The organism is Nocardia sp. SYP-A9097 (genome assembly GCF_009649815.1).
In the GTDB taxonomy this organism is placed as follows: Bacteria; Actinomycetota; Actinomycetes; order Mycobacteriales; family Mycobacteriaceae; genus Nocardia.
Map to the genome: position 1 here is coordinate 75,966 of NZ_WJIC01000011.1, position 19,253 is coordinate 95,218.

Annotated in this window: 21 protein-coding genes and 1 pseudogene; 11 read left to right on the forward strand and 11 right to left on the reverse strand. The window is 67.4% G+C overall.

All coding sequences use genetic code 11. The features are described 5' to 3' along the window. Nucleotides 1-45: 45 nt before the first annotated feature. Nucleotides 46-381: an RNA polymerase-binding protein RbpA gene (locus GFY24_RS22360; RefSeq protein ID WP_153807038.1), complete on the reverse strand. Its 336-nt coding sequence runs from the start codon at nucleotides 379-381 to the stop codon at nucleotides 46-48. Between the two features lie 191 nt (nucleotides 382-572). On the opposite strand from GFY24_RS22360, the gene GFY24_RS22365 reads away from it, so the two are divergent. Next, entirely contained in the window at nucleotides 573-896 is a 324-nt protein-coding gene (locus GFY24_RS22365) for a hypothetical protein (RefSeq protein ID WP_153807039.1), read from the forward strand. Here the strand turns inward: GFY24_RS22365 and GFY24_RS22370 are convergent. Further along, nucleotides 847-1,902 carry a hypothetical protein gene (locus tag GFY24_RS22370; RefSeq protein WP_153807040.1) on the reverse strand — a complete coding sequence of 352 codons (1,056 nt, stop codon included), beginning with the start codon at nucleotides 1,900-1,902 and terminating at the stop codon, nucleotides 847-849. The two genes, GFY24_RS22365 and GFY24_RS22370, sit on opposite strands and share 50 nt — an antisense overlap. A gap of 216 nt (nucleotides 1,903-2,118) precedes the next feature. On the opposite strand from GFY24_RS22370, the gene GFY24_RS22375 reads away from it, so the two are divergent. Together GFY24_RS22375 and GFY24_RS22380 are read left to right on the forward strand one after the other, a co-directional pair. Beyond that, the gene (locus GFY24_RS22375) at nucleotides 2,119-3,033 is read left to right on the forward strand and encodes an alpha/beta hydrolase (protein WP_309231182.1); all 915 of its coding nucleotides are present in this window, start codon (nucleotides 2,119-2,121) and stop codon (nucleotides 3,031-3,033) included. Beyond that, nucleotides 3,014-4,135 (forward strand): GlxA family transcriptional regulator, encoded by a 1,122-nt coding sequence (locus GFY24_RS22380; protein ID WP_153807041.1) that lies wholly within the window; start codon nucleotides 3,014-3,016, stop codon nucleotides 4,133-4,135. Before GFY24_RS22375 ends, GFY24_RS22380 begins: the two co-directional genes overlap by 20 nt. 97 nt (nucleotides 4,136-4,232) lie before the next feature. Here the strand turns inward: GFY24_RS22380 and GFY24_RS22385 are convergent, their stop codons facing one another. Continuing rightward, on the reverse strand, nucleotides 4,233-4,922 hold the full coding sequence (locus tag GFY24_RS22385) for a M23 family metallopeptidase (protein WP_153807042.1): 690 nt from the start codon (nucleotides 4,920-4,922) through the stop codon (nucleotides 4,233-4,235). A gap of 182 nt (nucleotides 4,923-5,104) precedes the next feature. Here GFY24_RS22385 and GFY24_RS22390 point away from each other — a divergent pair, with 182 nt between their 5' ends. After that, complete coding sequence (locus GFY24_RS22390; RefSeq protein WP_309231183.1) at nucleotides 5,105-5,431, forward strand: metalloregulator ArsR/SmtB family transcription factor; 327 nt, start codon at nucleotides 5,105-5,107, stop codon at nucleotides 5,429-5,431. 42 nt (nucleotides 5,432-5,473) lie between these two features. Here the strand turns inward: GFY24_RS22390 and GFY24_RS22395 are convergent, their stop codons facing one another. Continuing rightward, complete coding sequence (locus GFY24_RS22395) at nucleotides 5,474-6,463, reverse strand: glycosyltransferase family 9 protein (protein WP_309231184.1); 990 nt, start codon at nucleotides 6,461-6,463, stop codon at nucleotides 5,474-5,476. A gap of 338 nt (nucleotides 6,464-6,801) precedes the next feature. Here GFY24_RS22395 and GFY24_RS22400 point away from each other — a divergent pair, with 338 nt between their 5' ends. After that, a complete protein-coding gene (locus GFY24_RS22400) occupies nucleotides 6,802-7,152 on the forward strand; it encodes a hypothetical protein (RefSeq protein WP_153807043.1) in 351 nt (116 codons plus the stop codon). 1 nt (nucleotide 7,153) lies between these two features. Here GFY24_RS22400 and GFY24_RS22405 read toward each other — a convergent pair whose 3' ends face one another. Together GFY24_RS22405 and GFY24_RS22410 are read right to left on the reverse strand one after the other, a co-directional pair. Next, on the reverse strand, nucleotides 7,154-7,873 hold the full coding sequence (locus GFY24_RS22405; protein WP_153807044.1) for an SGNH/GDSL hydrolase family protein: 720 nt from the start codon (nucleotides 7,871-7,873) through the stop codon (nucleotides 7,154-7,156). Then, entirely contained in the window at nucleotides 7,870-9,321 is a 1,452-nt protein-coding gene (locus GFY24_RS22410) for an MFS transporter (RefSeq protein ID WP_153807045.1), read from the reverse strand. Before GFY24_RS22410 ends, GFY24_RS22405 begins: the two co-directional genes overlap by 4 nt. Nucleotides 9,322-9,435: 114 nt before the next feature. Between GFY24_RS22410 and GFY24_RS22415 the strand changes: the two genes are divergently transcribed. After that, a complete protein-coding gene (locus GFY24_RS22415; RefSeq protein ID WP_153807046.1) occupies nucleotides 9,436-10,068 on the forward strand; it encodes a TetR/AcrR family transcriptional regulator in 633 nt (210 codons plus the stop codon). A 114-nt stretch (nucleotides 10,069-10,182) separates the two neighbouring features. Here the strand turns inward: GFY24_RS22415 and GFY24_RS22420 are convergent, their stop codons facing one another. The 4 genes from GFY24_RS22420 to GFY24_RS22435 all read right to left on the reverse strand — a co-directional run bounded on the left by GFY24_RS22420 (nucleotide 10,183) and on the right by GFY24_RS22435 (nucleotide 13,274). Further along, nucleotides 10,183-10,518, reverse strand: a complete 336-nt coding sequence (locus GFY24_RS22420) for a YnfA family protein (RefSeq protein WP_153807047.1) — start codon at nucleotides 10,516-10,518, stop codon at nucleotides 10,183-10,185. Nucleotides 10,519-10,628: 110 nt separating this feature from the next. Next, a complete protein-coding gene (locus GFY24_RS22425; protein WP_153807048.1) occupies nucleotides 10,629-11,873 on the reverse strand; it encodes a Dyp-type peroxidase in 1,245 nt (414 codons plus the stop codon). Continuing rightward, entirely contained in the window at nucleotides 11,854-12,342 is a 489-nt protein-coding gene (locus GFY24_RS22430; protein WP_153807162.1) for a copper chaperone PCu(A)C, read from the reverse strand. The genes GFY24_RS22425 and GFY24_RS22430 overlap by 20 nt, the downstream gene beginning before the upstream one ends. 380 nt (nucleotides 12,343-12,722) lie before the next feature. After that, nucleotides 12,723-13,274: a hypothetical protein gene (locus GFY24_RS22435; protein ID WP_194852977.1), complete on the reverse strand. Its 552-nt coding sequence runs from the start codon at nucleotides 13,272-13,274 to the stop codon at nucleotides 12,723-12,725. Nucleotides 13,275-13,511: 237 nt separating this feature from the next. Between GFY24_RS22435 and GFY24_RS22440 the strand changes: the two genes are divergently transcribed. The 3 genes from GFY24_RS22440 (at nucleotide 13,512) to GFY24_RS22450 (ending at nucleotide 17,557) form a co-directional block, all read left to right on the forward strand. Beyond that, a complete protein-coding gene (locus GFY24_RS22440; protein ID WP_194852978.1) occupies nucleotides 13,512-14,201 on the forward strand; it encodes a response regulator transcription factor in 690 nt (229 codons plus the stop codon). 316 nt (nucleotides 14,202-14,517) lie between these two features. Further along, the gene (locus GFY24_RS22445; protein ID WP_153807164.1) at nucleotides 14,518-15,552 is read left to right on the forward strand and encodes an ATP-binding protein; all 1,035 of its coding nucleotides are present in this window, start codon (nucleotides 14,518-14,520) and stop codon (nucleotides 15,550-15,552) included. 121 nt (nucleotides 15,553-15,673) lie between these two features. Beyond that, a complete protein-coding gene (locus tag GFY24_RS22450) occupies nucleotides 15,674-17,557 on the forward strand; it encodes a DUF4153 domain-containing protein (protein ID WP_228566558.1) in 1,884 nt (627 codons plus the stop codon). Between the two features lies 1 nt (nucleotide 17,558). Here the strand turns inward: GFY24_RS22450 and GFY24_RS22455 are convergent, their stop codons facing one another. Continuing rightward, nucleotides 17,559-17,909 (reverse strand): iron chaperone, encoded by a 351-nt coding sequence (locus GFY24_RS22455; RefSeq protein WP_153807049.1) that lies wholly within the window; start codon nucleotides 17,907-17,909, stop codon nucleotides 17,559-17,561. Between the two features lie 128 nt (nucleotides 17,910-18,037). On the opposite strand from GFY24_RS22455, the pseudogene GFY24_RS22460 reads away from it, so the two are divergent. Then, nucleotides 18,038-18,349: pseudogene (locus GFY24_RS22460) on the forward strand (DapH/DapD/GlmU-related protein); the annotation flags it as partial. Nucleotides 18,350-18,429: 80 nt separating this feature from the next. Continuing rightward, nucleotides 18,430-19,221 carry a helix-turn-helix domain-containing protein gene (locus GFY24_RS22465; RefSeq protein WP_153807050.1) on the forward strand — a complete coding sequence of 264 codons (792 nt, stop codon included), beginning with the start codon at nucleotides 18,430-18,432 and terminating at the stop codon, nucleotides 19,219-19,221. Nucleotides 19,222-19,253: the final 32 nt, after the last annotated feature.

The following is a 19,253-nucleotide window of genomic DNA, read 5'->3' on the forward strand; positions in this document are numbered from 1 at the left end:
AGGCCCCCTCCCGAATGGGAGGGGGCCTCGGTCAATTCTTACCTCTTATGCGCGGCGACGGCTCTTGATCAGATCCATCCGCTCCTGCAGAAGCTCTTCGAGCTCCTCCTTGCTGCGGCGCTCGAGGAGCATGTCCCAGTGCGTGCGCGGCGGCTTCACCTTCTTGGGCTCCTGTGTGGTGCCCTCCATGAGCACACCCTCCTGGCCATTGCGGCACAGCCAGGTCGGGGGGATTTCGGCGTCATCGGCGAAGGGAACATCGAATTCCTCGCCATTGTCCGTCCGGTACCGCGCCATCCGACGGGGCGCCAGGTCGTGGTCGCGGTCGGTCTCGTAGCTCACCGCTCCAAGTCGACTGCCCCGGAGTACGCGATCTGCCATGGGTGCGGTCCCTTCTCGCCTCTCGGCAACGTTCAAAACTTCATGTCAACGCCAATGCTTACCTAACGCATCAACGCAGGCTTCGGTTCCCGTGGAGAGAGAACCCCAACATTCTACTCGCCGGAGCCCACCGCTTTACCCCGGCGTGCCCCGCGCCCGCTCAGCGCTCGCAACCATTAATGTTTGCGACCATGTCTCGCCGCCTGATGCCTTGCCAATGGTGTGGAAGGGAGATCGCCGATAGTGAGGTGGGGCGCCGTCGGCGCTACTGTCGGCAGTCCTGTCGCCAGCGGGCTTACGAAGCTCGAAACAGTCTCAAGGGCAGTGGTATTCCCGAGGACTCGGTGGTGCTCAGCGCACCGGAGGTCGCGGATCTGTCCGATCGGTGGTTCGCGGCACGTTGTGCGGCAGAGGATGTCGCGACGGCGGTCGCGGAGGGCGCGGACTCCATCGAACTCACCGATCTCACCGCGATATTGGTGAAACTGACTCGCGACGCGGAACGGCTGCGGTGACGGGTGCGGTGAGAACCGTTGCGGTGCTTCGCCCTCGGATCGCGTAGACCAGTGCGGTGCCCACGACCAGCACGGCGGCGACCGCACCGAAGGCGGTGAGGGTGGTCGCATCGGGATGGATGAGGGCCTGGCCGCGGAATGCCTGCCAGGCGACCACACCGAAGACTCCGGCGTAGGTGAGGGCGAGCACCCAGATCATGTCGGCGCGAGCGCGTTCGGTGCGCAGCCATGGCACGCGGCGGGCCAGGCGGGGCAGCAGCAGTGCGGCCACGATCAGGATTTGAATTCCGTGCAGGCCCAGGAAGTGTGCGATTCGCAGATCACCGCCGGTGGTGCTCCAGTGCGTGATCGGCATACCGCCGACGCCATCGCGCACGGTCGGCTGCCCGGCTTCGAAGGTGTGCCCGGCGACCAGTTCCACCGGATGCCCGTAGGCGTCGGTGGTCTCCTGCTTCCCGCTGAAGCCCATGGCGTAGGCGACGGCCATTCCGGCGACCGCGATGGCCAGTCCGGCGTGAATCGCGCGGGTCATCGGGCGATCGGTGACCTTCTGCCATGAAAGTGCCACGGCGATCACCAGATTCGCCAGGAACAGGCCCGGCACGCCGGTCATGAATACCTGCTGCCCGATCACATTGAAGGCGTCGTCCTGGGAATTGAAATGACTGAAGGTGCCGCGCGCCGCCTGCATCACGATGAAGCCGACATCCAGGACGCCGGTGATCGCGAATATCGTCCCCATCCACCAGGTCAGCCGCTGCCCGCGATGCGGGAACGAGAGCAGCCACGCCAGGGTGAACGAGTAGAGCACGAAGGCGAGCGCGAACTTCATCGGTTTGAGCCAGACCGATTCGTTCAGCAGCATCCGATCGTCGAATGCCATGGCGCACAAGCAGAATAGGGCCAATCCGGCCATCACGAAGGTCAACGCGAGTAGCGGGCGATGCAGCCGCCGACGGGCGGGAGTGCGTGCGGCGGTGGGCTTTTCGGCGACACTGGTGGTCATGTCGGCGACGTTATGGCCGCATTCCCGAACCCGGCGTCCCCCGGTGGTGGGATCCGCGCGTAGTACCCGGGTATTAGTGGTGCCATCGGGTGACGATCTCTGCCGCATAAGTAACCGACTCCGCCGCACCCCTCGATCCGCGCCGCCCGCCGCCGTTCAATTCGAGCAGCACGCAACGCGTTCCGGAGGACCCGGAACCGAGGGAAAGGCAAGGCAGTGACCGAATTTGTGAACCTGAGCGGCGGCCGGATCGCCTGCGATGTAATCGGTACGGGGCCGCTGATCGTGCTCTCGCACGGGATGGGCGAGCACCGGCAGGTGTATCGGCGACTGGCCCCGCTATTGGTGGCGGCGGGTTATCGCGTGGTCAATATGGATATTCGCGGGCACGGTGAATCGAGTCTGGACTGGGTGTCGGAGACGGGCAAGGCCGCGATCAGCCGCACCGATATCGCGGGTGATCTGATCGAGGTCATCGCGCACTTCGGTGGCCCGGCGGTCATTGTGGGGCATTCGATCTCCGGTGGCGCGGCCACCATTGCCGCGGCGACCGCCCCGGAGTTGGTGGCGGGCATTGTCGAGCTCGGCCCGTTCACGCTGACCCAGCACACCGATGTGCCCGCCATGCTGCGCGATCGCCGGTACCGACGGGGCATGGTCCGCCTGGGTCTGCTCTTCACCCTGCGCAATCCGCGACTCTGGTTCCGCTACCTCGATATCGCCTACCCGACCAAACCGGACGACTACCGCGAGTACATGGCGGGGGTGGCCGCGGTACTGAACGAACCCGGCCGCATGGCGGAGTTCATGAAGACCGGTGCCACCACTCCGGCCGACGCGCACGCCCAACTGCCGAATATCGCCTGTCCCGCACTGGTGATCATGGGAACCCTCGATCCGGACTTCCCGGATCCCCGGGTCGAGGCCGAGGCGATTGTCCGGGCCATACCACCGGGACTGGGCCGGGTGGCGATGCTGGACGGCGCGGGCCACTATCCGCATGGCCAAATGCCCAGCGCCACAGCCGAACTCATCCTCGAGTTCCTGTCTGCGCGGCTCCCGGGCTGGGCCGAACGCGGTCATCGGGCCGAAGACGGTCGACAGGTCGGGCATGGCCATCGGGTCGGCTGAGGGCGTGCACGGCCGGGTGTCTCTCGAATCCGCCCGGCCGTGGGTCCTGCGCGCTCCACTCTCGCTTTTGCCGCGAGCGGTGGAGCAGGCGCATGACGATAATGGCGGGGTGGCTCCTCGTACCGTGGTTCTGGTCGTCTTCGACGGCTTCCAATTGCTGGATCTGGCAGGGCCTCTCGATGTATTGGCCATGGCCAATCGCGTGGTGGACGGTCCCGCCTACCGGTTGATCACCGCATCACCGGGTGGCACACCGGTGGCGGTGCCCGGCGGGTCGAGCATTTCGGTGGACCGATCACTGGAGGAGCTCGCGGCGGGGAGCGAGGAGATCCACACCCTCATGGTCATCGGTGGCGATGGCGCGTTCTCGCCCGAGGTGTCCGTTCGAGTGGCTCCCCAGCTGCCCGCGCTGGCCCGGCGATCGCGGCGGATCACCTCGGTGTGTGCGGGTGCGGCGCTGCTGGCGGCCGCCGGACTCCTCGATGGGTATCGCGCGACCACGCATTGGGCCGCGGCCGAGCGGCTGGCCCAGTGGTATCCGCGGGTTCGGGTCGAGCCGGATCAGATCTTCGTGCACGATCGCAATCGCTGGACCTCGGCCGGGGTCACCGCCGGTATCGATATGGCGCTGGCTTTGGTGGAGCAGGATCTGGGCACCGATGTCGCGCAGACCATCGCCCGCGTGTTCGTCATGTATGTGCGGCGTGGGGGCGGGCAGGCGCAGTACAGCACGCAGATGCGCACCCAGCCCGCGCGCACGCCCGCGATTCGCGCGGTACAGCAGTGGGTGCCCGATCACCTGCAGGAGAATCTGACCGTCGCCTTGCTCGCCGAGCGGGCGGGCATGAGCGAGCGCACCTTCGCACGCTCGTTCCACGCCGAAACCGGAAGTACGCCGGCGCTTTTCATCGAGGACCTGCGGGTGGAGGCGGCGCGCACGCTACTCGAGACCAGCGATCTCACCGTCGATGCCATTGCCCGCGCGGTCGGCTACAAGCACGGCAAGACACTGCATCGCGTGATCGCCCGGCGGCTCTCGACCACTCCGGACCGCTACCGCCAGCATTTCGCCACCGGCCGTGAGGCCGCCGAGGCGGTATAGAAGAACCCCGCACCGAGATTCTCGGGCGGGGTTCGCGGTACTGAAAAGCAGTGCGCCGGAACGGGAATCCCTCATCGATCCCCGAACCGGCCGATACTCAGTCGGTCGCGGTGCCGACATCCATGCCACGGCCGGCGAGCCACGGCAGGGGATCGATGGGCGCACCGGGGGAAATGTGCACCTCGTAGTGCAGGTGCGGTCCGGTGGAGTAGCCGCGGCTGCCGACGGTGGCGACGTCATCGCCCGCGCGCACCTGCTGGCCGGGCTGCACCAGAATGTCCTGCATATGGCCGTAGACGCCGATGGTGCCGTCATCCTGCTGGATTCGCACCCACAGGCCGAAACCGGAGGCGGGGCCCGCCTCGATGACGGTGCCGTCGGTGACGGCGCGAATGGGAGTGCCGAAGCCGTCACCGAAGTCGATACCGGCGTGCATGGCACCCCAGCGGACACCGAAGCCGGAGGTCAGCGGCCCGGCCACGGGGCGCACGGTCTTGGGGCGGGCCTGCTCGATACCGAGGTTGCGCAGGAAGTCGGTGACCTCCGGCGGGACGAACTGCGGCATCTGGGCTTCGTACGGGGTGAAGGCGGTGAACTGCGCGTCGTGCGGGGCGGCGGCGACGGTAGCGACGGGATCGCTGGGCTGGGCTTCGGCGCTCGGAACGGCGGCGGCCAGCACACTGAGCGCGGCGCCGACGACGGCGGAGACGGCCACTGCGCGAGTTGCGGCCGTCCGGTACCGGCCGTCCCACTTGGGGCTGCGAGATAACGGAACGGTTACGGGCATGCATCGAACGTACGGGAGGTCGTTACCGCCCTGAAAGCACTGTGATCACCGTCACATAGATACAAAACGCCAGGTGATTGGTCACGACCCGGTAACGACACGCGGGTAATTTCGGTATGACCTTGGGAATGGGCGATACGAGGCGTATTGACCTGATCAACTCCGCCGGGCACTCTATTTAAGTGTTCGCTAACGGAGTGAAGGTCCTCAGCGCGCTTGCCGACCCCACTCGGCGCGCGGTCTTCGAGGCATTGCCGCAAGGCCCACGGTCGGTGGGCGAACTGGCCGAACTCGTCGGCGTGAGTAGCTCGGCGGTATCTCAGCACCTGAAGATCCTGCGCGAGGCCCGCCTGGTGATGGCTCAGCCCGAGGGCACCCGGCGGCTGTACGGCCTGGACCCGCGCGGCCTGGCCGATGCCCGCGACTATCTCGAACAGTTCTGGCCCAGTGCCATCGCCTCGTATTCGGCGGCCCTGTCCAGCGCCCACGCCGATATCGCGGAGACCTAGGCCGATATCGCGGAGACCTAGGCCGATATCGCGGAGACCTGGTCAGCCCACGCGCCGATACGCCTGTTGTGCACGGCGATCCAGACCCGTCCCTGGCCACGGCCGCTTGCGGAGCTGCTTGTCGATCGCATTGACGACCTCGGGCACGCCGATCTTCAACAGCCCGGGATCGGTGGTCGGTGCGTCCGGATCACCGGTCTGCCCGGCCCACAGCACCGCATGCCGGCCGAGCAGATGCGGCGGCGGACCGCTGCGACTGGGCGGGGTCGGCCCGAACAGCAGCACCGTGCGTGTACCGAAAGCCGTTGCGAGATGGGCGACTCCGGTATCACCGCAGACCACCAGGGCGGCCTCGGCGACGGTCGCGGCGAGTTCGATGAGGTTCTGCTGTCCGGCCAGCACGCGCGCGGTGGGCAGTCCGGCTCGTGCCGCCACCCCGAGGGCGATATCGCGTTCGGTCTCGTCGCCGGTGATCACCACATCGCGGTCCTGCACCAGCAGATGCCGTACCACCGCGGCGAATCGATCCGGCGGCCAGCGTCGCGCGGCCGCGCCCGCACCGATATGTACGACCACACAATCGCGGTGACTGGTGGCGGCGACCGGCGGCACCAATCCGAGATTGCGGCGATCGGCGGTGATCCCCGCGGATTCGAGCAGGTGACACCAGCGGTCCACATCGTGCATATCGGTCTGCCAGTCCGGTCCGGCCAACTCCGGGAAGACCGGATTGCGGTAGGTCAGAATGCGTTCGGGGTGGATACGGGTGAATTCGACCATGCTGTCGGCGGTGGCACTGTGCAGATTCACCAGCAGTGCGGGCGGTGCGCCCTCCCAGCGGATTCCGGTCGGCTCCGCGGACGGGATCATCTCGTCGATGGAGGCGATCAAATCGACAATGGGTTTGAGCCGATGCGGGGCGGCCAGTGCGATGTGGTCCTGGGGCCGGGCCCGGCGCAGTGCGCGCAGGGCGGGGACCGCGGTGAGCAGATCACCCAGCCCGCGTGCGCGTAGCACGAGTACAACCGCCACTGAGTTCTCCTAGACGTCACTGCTCCCACACACGGAAGACCCTCCAGGACACGCGCGGAGAGCCACTGGAGGTGGACTACCCGCGGTATGAGCCCCCGAAACCCGTGCGCCACTCGATCGGAGATCGAACTCGCGCAGCGCCACTTCCACCCGATCGGGACGCCACGGCGCCGGCCGCTACGCCCCGACGAACTCGGTGAACAGAGCATGGCGGACTTCGTGGTCTCCGGTCTCGTCCGCGCCGGAGGCATCCCCTTTCCGTCCCGCGCCGAATCGCCGGGACCTTTTTGTACTACCGGCTGTCGTTGACGGGGGTTGATCAACTACCGTGGGTAGCTATGGACTTCGTCTACGACCTGGTGGTTGTGTCGCATTTGCTTGGTATGGCGGCGGTGGTCGGCGGGTATGTTGCCGCTCAGCCGCGGGTGTCCGAACTGATGGTGTGGGGTGCGCGGGCGCAGCTGCTCACCGGCATCATTCTGGTCGGGATGGCCGAGTCGATCGACTCGCTCGGCAAGGACCCGAATATGTCCAAGGTCATCGCCAAACTCGTTGTGGCCGTGCTGGTCGCGGGATTCGCCGAAATGGGGCGGGCCGATGCCAAGCGCGGCAAGGCCGTGCCGTGGATGACCCATGCCGCGGGTGGGCTGGCCATCCTCAATGTGTTCATCGCCGCGCTCTGGAACTGAGCTACTGCCCGCCGTGGCCGGAGTCGGCATGGCGGGCAAAGGATTTCGCGAGCTCGGCGGCGACCACCGCCTGACCTGCCATGGTCAGGTGAATGTGGTCGGCGCTGAGCCAGTCCTCACGCAGGCGCGCGGGGTGGGCCCAGAATTCGGTGAGGATGGCGTCGTGGCGGGCCGCGACTCGGCGCACGCTGTCGGCGAATCCGGCGAAGCGGGGACGCAATGGTCGCAGTGGACCGGTGAAGGCGTCGGCCAGGGTGAACATGGACAGGCGTGCGCCGGTGGCGGCGACGCTGTCGCAGAGGGCGTCGAGGTCTTTCTCGACGGCGATGAGATCGCCGTCGCGGCGTATGAGGTCATTGCCGCCGCAGGTGATATGCACCAGGTCGGGGTGGAAATCGTGGAGGGCGGCAAGCTGTCCGGCGCGCACCTCGGGGATGGTCGCACCCATGCGGCCGGTATTGAGGTAGTCGGTGCCGGGGTGCGCGGCCAGGAACCAGCGGGCCAGGCGATCGGCCCAGGAGATGGTTTCGTAGCCGGGTGAAGGGTCCCCGGTCGCCGCGGCGGTGGAGTCGCCGATGACCGCGAAGCGCCGCCACGGGGTTACGGCCAGTAGTTCGCGGGCCGTGGCATCGGAGAGCAGATAGGGGTCATCGAGGCCGATATGGGTGCGCGGGGAGTCCGGGGCGAGGGTATCGCCGGTGTGAATGTCGTTGGCGCTCATAGGTTTGTCTCCTCGGTGCGGGCCGGCAGGGCGGCGAGTGTGGCGGCGGCCAGGGCGATGACCGCGCAGATCGCGAAGAGGATGTGGAAGGCGGCGAGGCCGTCGTGCGGGTGCGCGGCGAAGACGGCGGCCAGCACCGCCACCCCGAGTGCGCCGCCGGATTGGCGGGCGGTGAGGTTCATGCCGACTCCGGCCGCGAAGCGTTGCGGTGGAAGCGATCTCGCGGCGGCGGTGCCCAGCACGGTGATCACAATGCCCACTCCGCCGCCGCCGAGGAGTGAGGCGGGCACCCAGGCGGTCCAGAGGTTCGGGGTGTGGCCGAAGGCGTCGGTGCTCATGTAGAAGGTGGAGGCGGCGAACATGAGGGCGCCGAGCACTCCCACCCAGTGCTGCGCATTCTCCGATGCGCGCCCCGCGAGGACCGCGGTCACCATGGAGGCGATGGCCCCGATCGTCATGAATCCGGCGGACTTCAAGATCGAGTACTGCCAGATATCGGCGAGCCACAGCGGCCCGGCCAGCAGCCACGCGAACATGGCCGCACCGAAGACGAAGGCGACGGCATTGACCAGCGCGTACCGGTGACTGCGCCACAGTGTCACGGCGATCGCCGGGCGCGGATGCCGGCGCGAGCGCCACAGTGCGATACCCAGTAGGACGAGTCCGCCGAGACCACAGGCCAGGGTGCGCCAGTTGTCCCAGCCCCACGGCTGGCCCTGGGTCACCGCCGCGACCACCGCGCCGATACCCAATCCGGTTGCGGCGGTACCGAACAGGTCGGGCAAGCCGTCCGCGTGCCGCACCTCGTTCCTGGTCAGGGCGAGCCCGAACCCGATGAGCACGGCCGCGATGGGCACATTGATGACGAAGACCGAACGCCAGCCGAACCAGTCGACGAGTGCGCCGCCGACCGCCGGGCCGACGGTGGCGGCGAATCCGCCTGCGGCGGTCCACGCGGCCATGGCGACACCGATGCGTTCGGTCGGGGTGGCGCTCAATACCAGTCCCAGCCCGGCGGGGATGAGGAATGCGGCGGTCGCACCCTGTAGGAAGCGTCCGGTGATCAGCCAGTCCGCGCCGGGTGCGAGTGCGCAGAGCAGTGAGGTGAGCGCGAATCCGGCCAGTGCGGCCAGGAATACGCGGCCGCGCCCGAGTGTGTCGGCGAGTCGTCCGGCGGGGGTGAGGAGTGCGGCGAAGGCGACCGCGTACCCGCTGACGACCCAGGTGAGTGTGGCGGGTGAGGTGTCCGGGTAGTCGCGGGCGATGGCGGGGAAGGCGATATTGACGACCGAAAGGTCGAGGAAGGCAACGAATGCCGCGCCGCAGGCGACGAGCAGTGCCCGCCGTGTCGATCGGTCGGCGGGCGGTGTGGGAGTGGCGGCCGGGTCTTCGGCGGCAATGGGTGTGGTGGGTGGCGCGGCGGCGGGCCGTGCGGGTGTCTCTGTCATGGCGGACTTCCGGTGCAGAAGAGGCGGGAGCAAAACTGTACGCACGATCGTTCGTATTGTTGAAAAGTACGACCGATCGTGCGTTTTGGCAACAGATAATGCGAGACTGGAAGGATGGCCGACCCGATGCACCCTGCTGAGCAGCAGATTTCCGATCAACGTCTGCTGAAGGGCGCGCGAGCCCGCGCCACCATCGCCCGCCATGCCGCCGATGTCGCCTCCGTGGAGGGGCTGACGGGTTTGAGCCTGGGCCGCCTCGCGAGCGATCTCGGGGTGAGTAAGAGTGGCGTCGCGACGCTCTTCGGCACCAAGGAGAATCTGCAACTGGCTGCCGTCGAATCGGCGCGCGAGGTCTTCATCGATCATGTGGTGCGGCCCGCGCTGCCCGAACCCAAGGGCATGGCGCGGTTGCGCGCACTCATGGACAACTGGTTCGCCTATATCGGCGCACCGGTCCTGCCGGGGGGTTGCTTCCGGGTTGCGGGACTACCGGAATTCGACAGCCGGCCCGGCCCGGTACGCGATGCTCTGGTGGCCGATCGCCAGGATTGGTTCGGCTTGCTGGAGAAGGAGATCGGTCGCGCCCAGGAGCAGGGGTACGCGACCGGACATGACCCGCACGCGTTGGCATTCCAGCTCGACGCGCTCGTGTCCGCGGCCAATACCGCGGCGCGCCTCGGCGACGAATCCGCGATTCCCACCGCGCGCTCCCTGATCGATCTGCTGCTCGGATTGCCAACGCGCTGAACGGATCCGCGTGCCGTGATCGATGAAAACGCCCGGACCTGCGCGAACTCGAATTTTCTTCGCGGAGTGCACTTTTGCGCGTAATGCGTGAATGCGCCCAGGTCAAAGCATGTTTCACGTGGAGCGAGGCGCGTACATGATGACCGCGACACCGATCAGACAGATCAACGCGCCGAGCACATCCCAGCGGTCCGGCCGGAAGCCGTCCAGGGCCATGCCCCACAGCAGTGAGCCCGCCACGAACACCCCGCCATAGGCCGCCAGGATTCGCCCGAAATTAGCGTCTGGTTGCAGTGTGGCCACGAAGCCATAGCATCCGAGCGCGATTACCCCCGCGCCCATCCAGGCCCAGCCGCGATGCTCGCGCACCCCCTGCCAAATGAGCCAGGCCCCACCGATTTCGGCGACGGCGGCCAGCGCGAACAGGGCGATCGAACGCAGGACGGTCATGCGGGACACCCTAGGACCCGGCCGGACCGCCCCTCGTGCACGGTCCGGCCGGGCCGGGTTGAGCAATGGTCACTGCGCGGCCGATTCGACGCGGCCGCACGGCGATTGATTCAGCGCTGCCGTATGGCCGCGTCGAACAGTTGCTGTCCCAGATATCCGCCCGGCGCCGGGACGCCGGGCGGAATCACGAAGACAGCGGAACCGACCGGTGTTGTCCATTGATTCAATGCGTCGAACTCGGCGAGTCGCGCCTGCACCGGCAGATACTGGGCATCGACATCGCGCTGGCAGGCCACGAACAGCAATCCCGAATTCGAGACGTGCCCGGGTGCGGGCGCGTCGTCGTAGTTGTAGCCGCGGCGCAGGAATCGCTCATTGTCGTGCGCGCGGTGTGCGCGGGCGATATGCGAGGACGGCGGAATCACCGGGATGCCGTACCGGTCGACCTCGGTGAAATCCGGTTCGTCGAATTCCTGTGTGCCGGACAGGGGTGCGCCGTTCGAATCGTGCCGTCCGAGGGTGATGGCGCGTCCGTCGGCATCGAGCTCGTCCCAGGAGTCGAGCTTCATGGCAATGCGGCGCAGCACCAGGGAGGTGCCACCCGCCAGCCACGGCTGGGTGGTGCCGTCGTCCCAGATAAGTCGATCGAAATCGGTTGTGCCCGGTGCGATATTGACGGTGCCGTCGACCTGCCCCATGAGATTGCGCATGGTTTGCCCTTTGGGGGCATTGCGGAATCCGTGCTGCACCCACCGCACCTGCACCAGCGATTTCACATGCTTGGACAGCACGCGTACCGCATGCGAGACGGTGGTGGCCTCCGTGGCGCAGATCTGCAGCAGCAGATCCGCTCCGGTGTAGGCCGGGTCCAACTGGTCGATGGTGAAGGGCGGCAACTGTTTCAGCCAGGATGGTCGCGCGTCGCCGAGTCCGGCCACGGTGAACAGCTCCGGTCCGAAGCCGACGGTTACGGTGAGCCGGGCCGGGCGCAGGGCCAATTCCGGTTCGGTATCGGCGAGCGCGGGTTTGCCCTGGGTGAGCCGGGCCGCGTCATCGGTCCAGATTTTGAGCAGACCGATAATGTCCTCGCGGTCCAGACCCGGTTTCAGATCGAACCCGACGAACGCCGCCGCCTGCGGTGGATCGGTATCGATCCCGGCCTGATGCGGACCGTGGAACGGCACCGTATCGAGTCCGGGATCGCGCTCATGGTCACGATGGCTGAGAGTGGCCGCGCCCCAGCCGATTCCGGCCGCACCGGCGACGCCCGCCGCGGCGGCCCCGCCACCGAGCAGTCGCCGCCGTGATACCCCGGTCGAGCGCGGCTGTGCCCGCTCAGCCACCGTGCGCGGCATTGGCGCCGGTGGTAGGGGCGTAATTCTCCTTACCGCCGGCGAAGTCACGCACCTGCGCGGTGATGGTGGTGCTGGACCCGTCGGAGAACACCAGGTTCAGTGTCGTCTCGGACCCGGTGCGCAGCGGCTGCGTCAAATCCATGAACATCAAATGCTCGGCACCCGGCTTGAGTGTCCACGACCCGTGTGCGGGAATGGTCAGTCCACCCTCCTTGGGCCGCATGGTCTTATCTCCACCCGCGGCATCGGCGACCACCTCGTGGATCTCCACCCGCGCCGACGCCGGACTGGACGCGGCCACCAACTGCACGGGCTGATCGCTCGCATTATTGAGCGTCCCGAACGCCGCGGACATGCCACTGTCCGCGGCCTTGATCCACTGATCGCTCATGGTCACCTTGTCCGCGGCCTTACCCGAGGTCGAACCCGACCCGGAATCGGACGAACAGGCAACAGGAAAGACAGCCATCGCCGAGAGAGCGGCAATAGCGGTGAGGCGGCGGGCAATACGAGGCGCGCGGCCTGCGAAAGAAACGGACACCAAAAACTCCGATCGATAAGGGAAGACGAGAGGACCTCGACCCGAAGCGCCGGCAAGCGCGCGAATGGAACGCGCTCGGCGAGACAGCTGTCACGACTACCTGAGACGGTGCACAGCCGATTCTGGCGTGCACGCGCGGCGGTTCCACCATGAAACGCCGGGCATACCGCACCTGGAATCACGAGACGCCGTGCAACAGCGCGAGGCTGCGCGATGACGCCGTCGGCAACAGCGACACGTTGTGCGACTGGGCCTTGGAACCTCGACGCGCTATGCGGCAAAGCGGGAAGCGATGAAACGCCGTGCGACTACGCCGGGACGAGATGAGCGGGAATTCGCGTCCGCTCGGGTGGCCCGCGCCGCGCGATGGCCGGACTCACGAGCAGCAGCCGAACCGCCGCTCGTTCATCGACCGATGTGGTGCGTGCGGGCCGCTGCGCCGGAACCGCTGTGATCCCGAGCGCGAGAATGAATCTCCGCACACTGGTGATCGCCCGCCGCATTCCGGCTTCGGCGGCGCGAATAGCCAACGCCCCGAACGGAATCGCCACCAGATGCGCGACCAGCATGCTCGGTGACATCGCGTGATGATGATGGCCCATCGACATGGACAGGGCGATATGCCCGATCCCTTGCCCGGCGGCCAACATCCCCATCACCGAGGCCACCCCATAGCGTGGCCGCACCGACGCGACCACCACCCCGATCACCGCACACACCGCGAACAGCAGCGCCAGCGCTGACCCATCCGGTGCCATGCCACCCCCGCCGAGCCCATGCGCGAAGATCGCGACCGCCCCCGAGGCTGCTCCGACGGCAGCGCCACGCAGGCGCGCGGTGTGATCCGTCGGTGATTGCACCCGGTCATACTACGGCCGGTCGTATCCACCCCGCCGCCCAGCCCGGCCCGGCACCTCCGCCCGTGATGTCCGAGTACACGGCGGTGCAGAGCGTCGGCACCGCCTCCGGTTTCGTGAATGCGGGTCGAGGTAGTGCCATCGTTTCGGCCGGGTGCGGGGCGGAAGTGGCTGGGGTCTCCACAGGATCTTCACAAGCGGCGCGAACCATCTCCACGCGGACTGCCTAATGTCACCAGCATGGAATTGAGCCAGCAGGGGAGTGCGCGGCGGATTCTCGTGGTCGAGGATGAACCGACCATCGCCGAATCCATTGCCGTGCGGCTGCGCGCGGAGGGCTTCACCGTGGATCTGGCGCATGACGGTCCGGCGGCGGTGATTGCGGCCGAGGCGTTGCTGCCGGATCTGGTGGTCCTCGACGTGATGCTGCCCGGTTTCGACGGGCTGGAGGTGTGCCGGCGGATTCAGGCGCGCCGGCCGGTGCCGGTACTTATGCTCACCGCCCGCACCGATGAGACCGATGTGCTGATCGGACTGGGGGTGGGCGCGGACGACTATCTGACGAAGCCGTTCTCGCTACGTGTGCTGACCGCCCGCATTCACGCGCTGCTGCGCCGGGTCGAACGCACCGCCACCCCCGGCGTGACGATCATCGTCGGTGATCTGCGCATCGATATCGATCAGCGCCGGGTCTGGCGGGCCGAAGCCGAAACCCAGCTCACCCCACTGGAATTCGAGCTCCTGGTGCACCTGGCTCGCCGCCCCCGCGCCGTCCTGGCCCGCGATCGGCTGCTGTCGGAGATCTGGGGGTGGCCCGACGCGTCGGGTACCCGCGCCGTGGACAGCCACGTCAAGGCGCTGCGCCGCAAACTCGGCGCGGACCTCATCCGCACCGTGCACGGCGTCGGCTACGCCCTGGAGGCGCGATGAGCACCCACACCGCTCGCGAGTGTGCAGCCAGGGCGGAAAATCGCCGCAGATACCGCCCTGACTGCACACTCGCCGGTCCTTCCGGGGGTACGGCCTTCGGGAAGTGGGATGCGCGCGCCGCAACGGGGGAAGCGATGGTCGCACAGAGGGATTCGGTCGTCTCAATGCGTGATGTGGTCGATTCATTCGAAAGTGCGGCGGTCTCGTTCGGGGGCGCGGGCATCATCGCGGGGGATGAGGGCGTGGCACGCCGCGGCGACAGGACGACGACGCGGGCCGGGCGGATTCGATGAGTGGGATCGAGCGGGAGGGTTCGATGACCGGGGTGGAGTCGGTGCGGGTGCTGGCGAATCGGGTGGCGGCGCGGTTACCGCGGCCGCTGGATCGAATGCGTTCGATCAAATTGAAGCTCGCGATTCTGATGGTGGCCTCGGGGACGGTGGCATTCGCGTTCTTCGCATTACGGATCGGCTGGCTGCCGCCGCGCACCACGATCGCGGCCATGCTGCTGGCGCTGGTGCTGTCCCAGGTGCTGGCGCACGGTATGACGCTGCCGCTGCGGGAGATGACCGCGGCCGCCAAACGTATGGCGCAGGGCGACTATTCGCGCCGGGTGCGCGCCACCTCCCGGGACGAGGTGGGTCAGTTGGCGGAGGCGTTCAATCAGATGGCCGCCGACCTGGCCGCCGCCGATCAGCAGCGCCGCGATTTCATCGCCAATGTGTCGCACGAATTGCGCACTCCCATAACGGCTTTGGGCGTGGTGCTGGAGAACCTGGTCGATGGTGTGGCCGAACCCGACCCGGCGACCCTGCGCACCGCGCTCGCCCAGACCGAACGCTTGAGCCTGCTGGTCACCGAATTGCTCGCTCTGTCGAGTGTGGAGGCGGGCGCGGTCGCCCTGGACCGGGAGACCCTGCCGCTGGAGCCGCTGTTGAAAGAGGTTGTCGCCGAAGCCGAGGTGATGGCCGCCGCGGTGGATCGCCCCGTCCGCTTCACCATCACCACCACCCCCGGACTCACCGTCCACGCCGACCGCGCCCGCCTGCACCAGGTCCTGCTCAATCTGTGCGATAACGCCACCCGGCACGGCCCCGCCCGGGGTGAAGTCCGCGTCACCGCCCACCCGCTGCGCGAACACACCGTCATCGAGGTCGAAGACGACGGCCCGGGCATCCCACTCGCCGAACGCGCGCACGCCTTCGAACGCTTCACCCGGGGCGGCCGCACCAATAGCGGCGGCACCGGCCTGGGCCTGGCCATCGCCCGCTGGATAGTCGACCTGCACGGCGGCACCATCGCCGTCGCCGCCCCCGGCTCCCGAATCCGCCTCACCCTCCCCAACCCCTGACCCTTCCTCACACACGGGTTCGTCTCCGCACCACTCCATTTCGCACGTAGCCCATTTCGCACTCCGGCCCGGCCGCTCGACGCGCCCCGGGACGGTCCCGCACGCACCTCGGAGGTTTCGTATGCCCGACACACCCACATCCGCCGATCCCACCCCGGATCCGCTGCCGATCGAACAACCCGGCCCGGATCCGGCTGCCACATCCGCAACGACAGTGAATGCTGCTGCCACCCAACAGGTTCCGTCAGATGATCCGACTGCGGCGCAGGTGGCTGCCCGCCCGTCACCTTCATCAGCGATCGCGGGCGATCCGGAACAGCCGGCCGCCAGGAGCTCGGAGGCCGAGCCGATGGGTTCGGTGGCGATCGCCGACGGTCCGGAGTGGGTGACGGCCGGCAGCTCAGACGGGGTGCTGTCCGGCGGCGCACCGGCTTCGGGCGCGTGGCCGGGCGCTCAGCCGTATCCGAGGAGTGCTCATCCCGTGCGTATCCCGCCGAGGTCCGCGCTGATACCCATGCCGCGTGGGACGTTCACCGCGATCGGGGTAGCGGGGTTGGCGGCGGCGGTATTCGTTCCGGTGGATCGACCGGGGATCGGATGGTTGTTCGCGGCCCTTGCCTCCGGAGGTGCGGTCTATGCCGTGGATCGCACCGCACGCCGCCGTGGGGAGGTGGTCGACGACGGGGTCGTACGCTCTAGCGAAGTCGCGAATTCGGCTGTGCTCGAACGCTTCTCGTCGCTCATCGCCCGGTTTTCGAGGCAGTGGTGGGTCGCGTTGGCTATGGCGTTGGTCGCGGTAGGGGCATTTCGGGCCGCGCCGTGGCTGTTCATCGTATGTCTGCTGGGGGCGGGGATGGCCGGATCACTCGCGGTGGTGGGGCAGCGGTCCGCGTACGGGTTGTTCTTCGATGTGCTGTCGGTGCCGTTCGGGGCAGTGACCTCGGTGCCCTGGTTGTACCGGTGGGCGGGGCAGGCGGAGTCGGCTCGGGGCAGGGCGAGTCGGCGAGTGTGGTGGTCGGTACTGGCCACCATGGGCTTGCTGCTGGTGTTCGTGCCATTGCTGGTGGGGGCCGATGCGGTGTTCGCGCGACTGGTATCGGAGGTGGTGCCCTCGCTACACGGGCGGGATCTGTGGTTGTGGGGATTCGTGTTCGTGGTCGCGGGGTCGGGAGTGGCGGGGGCGCTGTATGTGCTGGCCGGGCCACCGCCACCGGCCGGAGCGGAATCGATGGTGGGCGGCTTGCTCGATCAGGCCATCACAGGGACGGAATCCGGTGGCGTGCACAGTGTTCGGCGACTGTCGCGAGCCGAGTGGGGACTGCCGATGGGGGCGCTGACGGTATTGTTCGCGATCTTCCTGGGAACCCAGTTGGCCGTATTGTTCGGTGGGGACGGATATGTGCAGCGCACCGCCGATCTCACCTATGCGGAGTACGCGCGCAGTGGCTTCTGGCAATTGTCGATGGTGAGCATGCTCGCGCTGCTGGTGATCGCGCTGGTGCAACGCTGGGCGGCGCAACACGAGCCGAAGGATCGCCTGTGGCTGCGCATCGCTGTCACCGCGGTCAGCGTGCTGACACTGGTGATCGTGGCCTCGGCGCTACAGCGCATGTGGACCTATCAGCAGGCGTACGGATTCACGGTGCTGCGCGTGCTGGTGGAGGTATTCGAACTCTGGATCGCTCTGGTGTACCTGCTGGTGCTGGCCGGGCTGGTGCGGCTGCGCCGGGAGTGGGTGCCCCGCGCGGCCATCGGCGCCGCGGCGATGACCCTGCTGGTGCTGGCGGTGGTGAACCCGGAACGTCTTGTCGCCGACCGCAATATCGACCGCTGGCAGGCGGGTAAATCCCTGGACAGCGGATATCTCAGCGGCCTGTCCACCGATATCCTGCCCGCCCTGGACCGGCTGCCGCTGATACGGCGCGAGCAGATCCGCAGTGCGATGAACCTGGAGCACGATGACACCTGGCAGGGCTGGAATCTCTCCCGCGCCCGAGCCCACTAACTCAGTGACCGCCGCGCTGTGCTGCCAGCAGTGCGGCGGTCCGCCCGATCAGCTCATAGGGAATCGGCTTGTCCAGCAGGAACTTCAACGTCCCCTTGCCCGCCTGATACGGCGCGATCGCCTGTATGTAGTCAGCATCGCCCGCGGGCACGGGGTACACGCTGATGTGCTTGTTCCACCCGGCGAAGTACACGACGGCCTTTGCGCCGACCCGCACCGTGGGCACCTCATAGCTGATCGTCTCGGTGCCGTCGGGGAGAACCCCGTGAATGGTTTCGCGAACCTGTTCGAGCACCTGCCGGACATCGGCGGGGAATCCCGCGATGTACTCGTCGACGGTCGAAGCCACCATGCCTGCCACCTCCGGTGATCGGATCCAGCGCAGCTGCCGACCTCGACCGTACCGGGCACACCCGGACCCTGAGCGATCCGGCGGCGATTCCCGGCGCGCCCGGCCGTCAGCCGCGCAACCGCCGCATCCTCAACTATGACGCGATCCTCATGGATTGCGCACCGATCACCATCGGCAATGACGTATCCATCGGCCCCCGCGCGCAACTGCTCACCGCCCTGCACCCCATGGAAGATCACGAACTGCGCAGGCAACGCTGGGAAACCGCCACACCCATCACCATCGGTGACAATGCCTGGCTCGGCGGTGGTGTCATCGTCTGCCCCGGAGTGACCATCGGCGCCGACACCGTGGTGGGTGCGGGCAGCGTCGTCACCCGCGACCTACCCGAGAAGGTCTTCGCCGCAGGCAATCCCGCCCGCATCATCCGCCAGCTGTAGCCCCGCTCGAGCTGCGACGGACAGCGCGCATTACCTGACGGGTAATGGTTACGGGGGAGCGGGATTCGTACGATCTGGGTATGCGTACACAGACGGCCGGAGACCTGCTGCGGCACTGGCGAGTCACTCGACGGCTCAGCCAACTGGAGCTGGCCGGACGGGCCGAAACCTCCACCAGACACCTCAGCTTCATCGAAACCGGGCGCGCCACACCCAGCCGGCAGATGATCCTGCACCTGTCCGACGAACTGGAAATCCCACTGCGCGAACGCAATCGGATGCTCCTCGCGGCCGGGTACGCACCCGTCTACACCGAACCGGAGCTGGACACACCCGCCATGGAACCCGTACGCAACGCCATCCGGCAAATCCTCGCCGGACACGAACCACACCCGGCACTCGCCGTCGACGCGGGCTGGAACATGGTCGACGCCAACGCCGGAATCGCACTCTTCCTCGAAGGAGTCGACCCGCGACTGCTCGCACCACCGGTGAACGTACTCCGCCTCAGCCTGCACCCCGACGGGCTCGCAAGCCGCATCATCAACCTCGCCGAATGGCGCGGACACCTCTTCGAACGACTCCAACGCCAAATCGACGTCAGCGGCGCCCCCGAACTGATCGCCCTGCTGGCCGAACTGCGCGCCTACCCCGGCGGCGAAGAAGCACCCGGCCTACCCGAACCCGACCAAGCCGTTGTGCCCATGCGCTTCCGCTACGACGGTCACGACCTCGCCTTCATCAGCGTCACCACGGTCTTCGGCACCCCCATGAACGTGACCGTCGCCGAACTCGCCATCGAAGCCTTCTTCCCCGCCGACGCCGCCACCGCCACCCTCCTACGCGCCCGGATCGCCATCCCCGCTGACTGACCCTCCCCATCCGCGCGCATCGGCCAGAATCA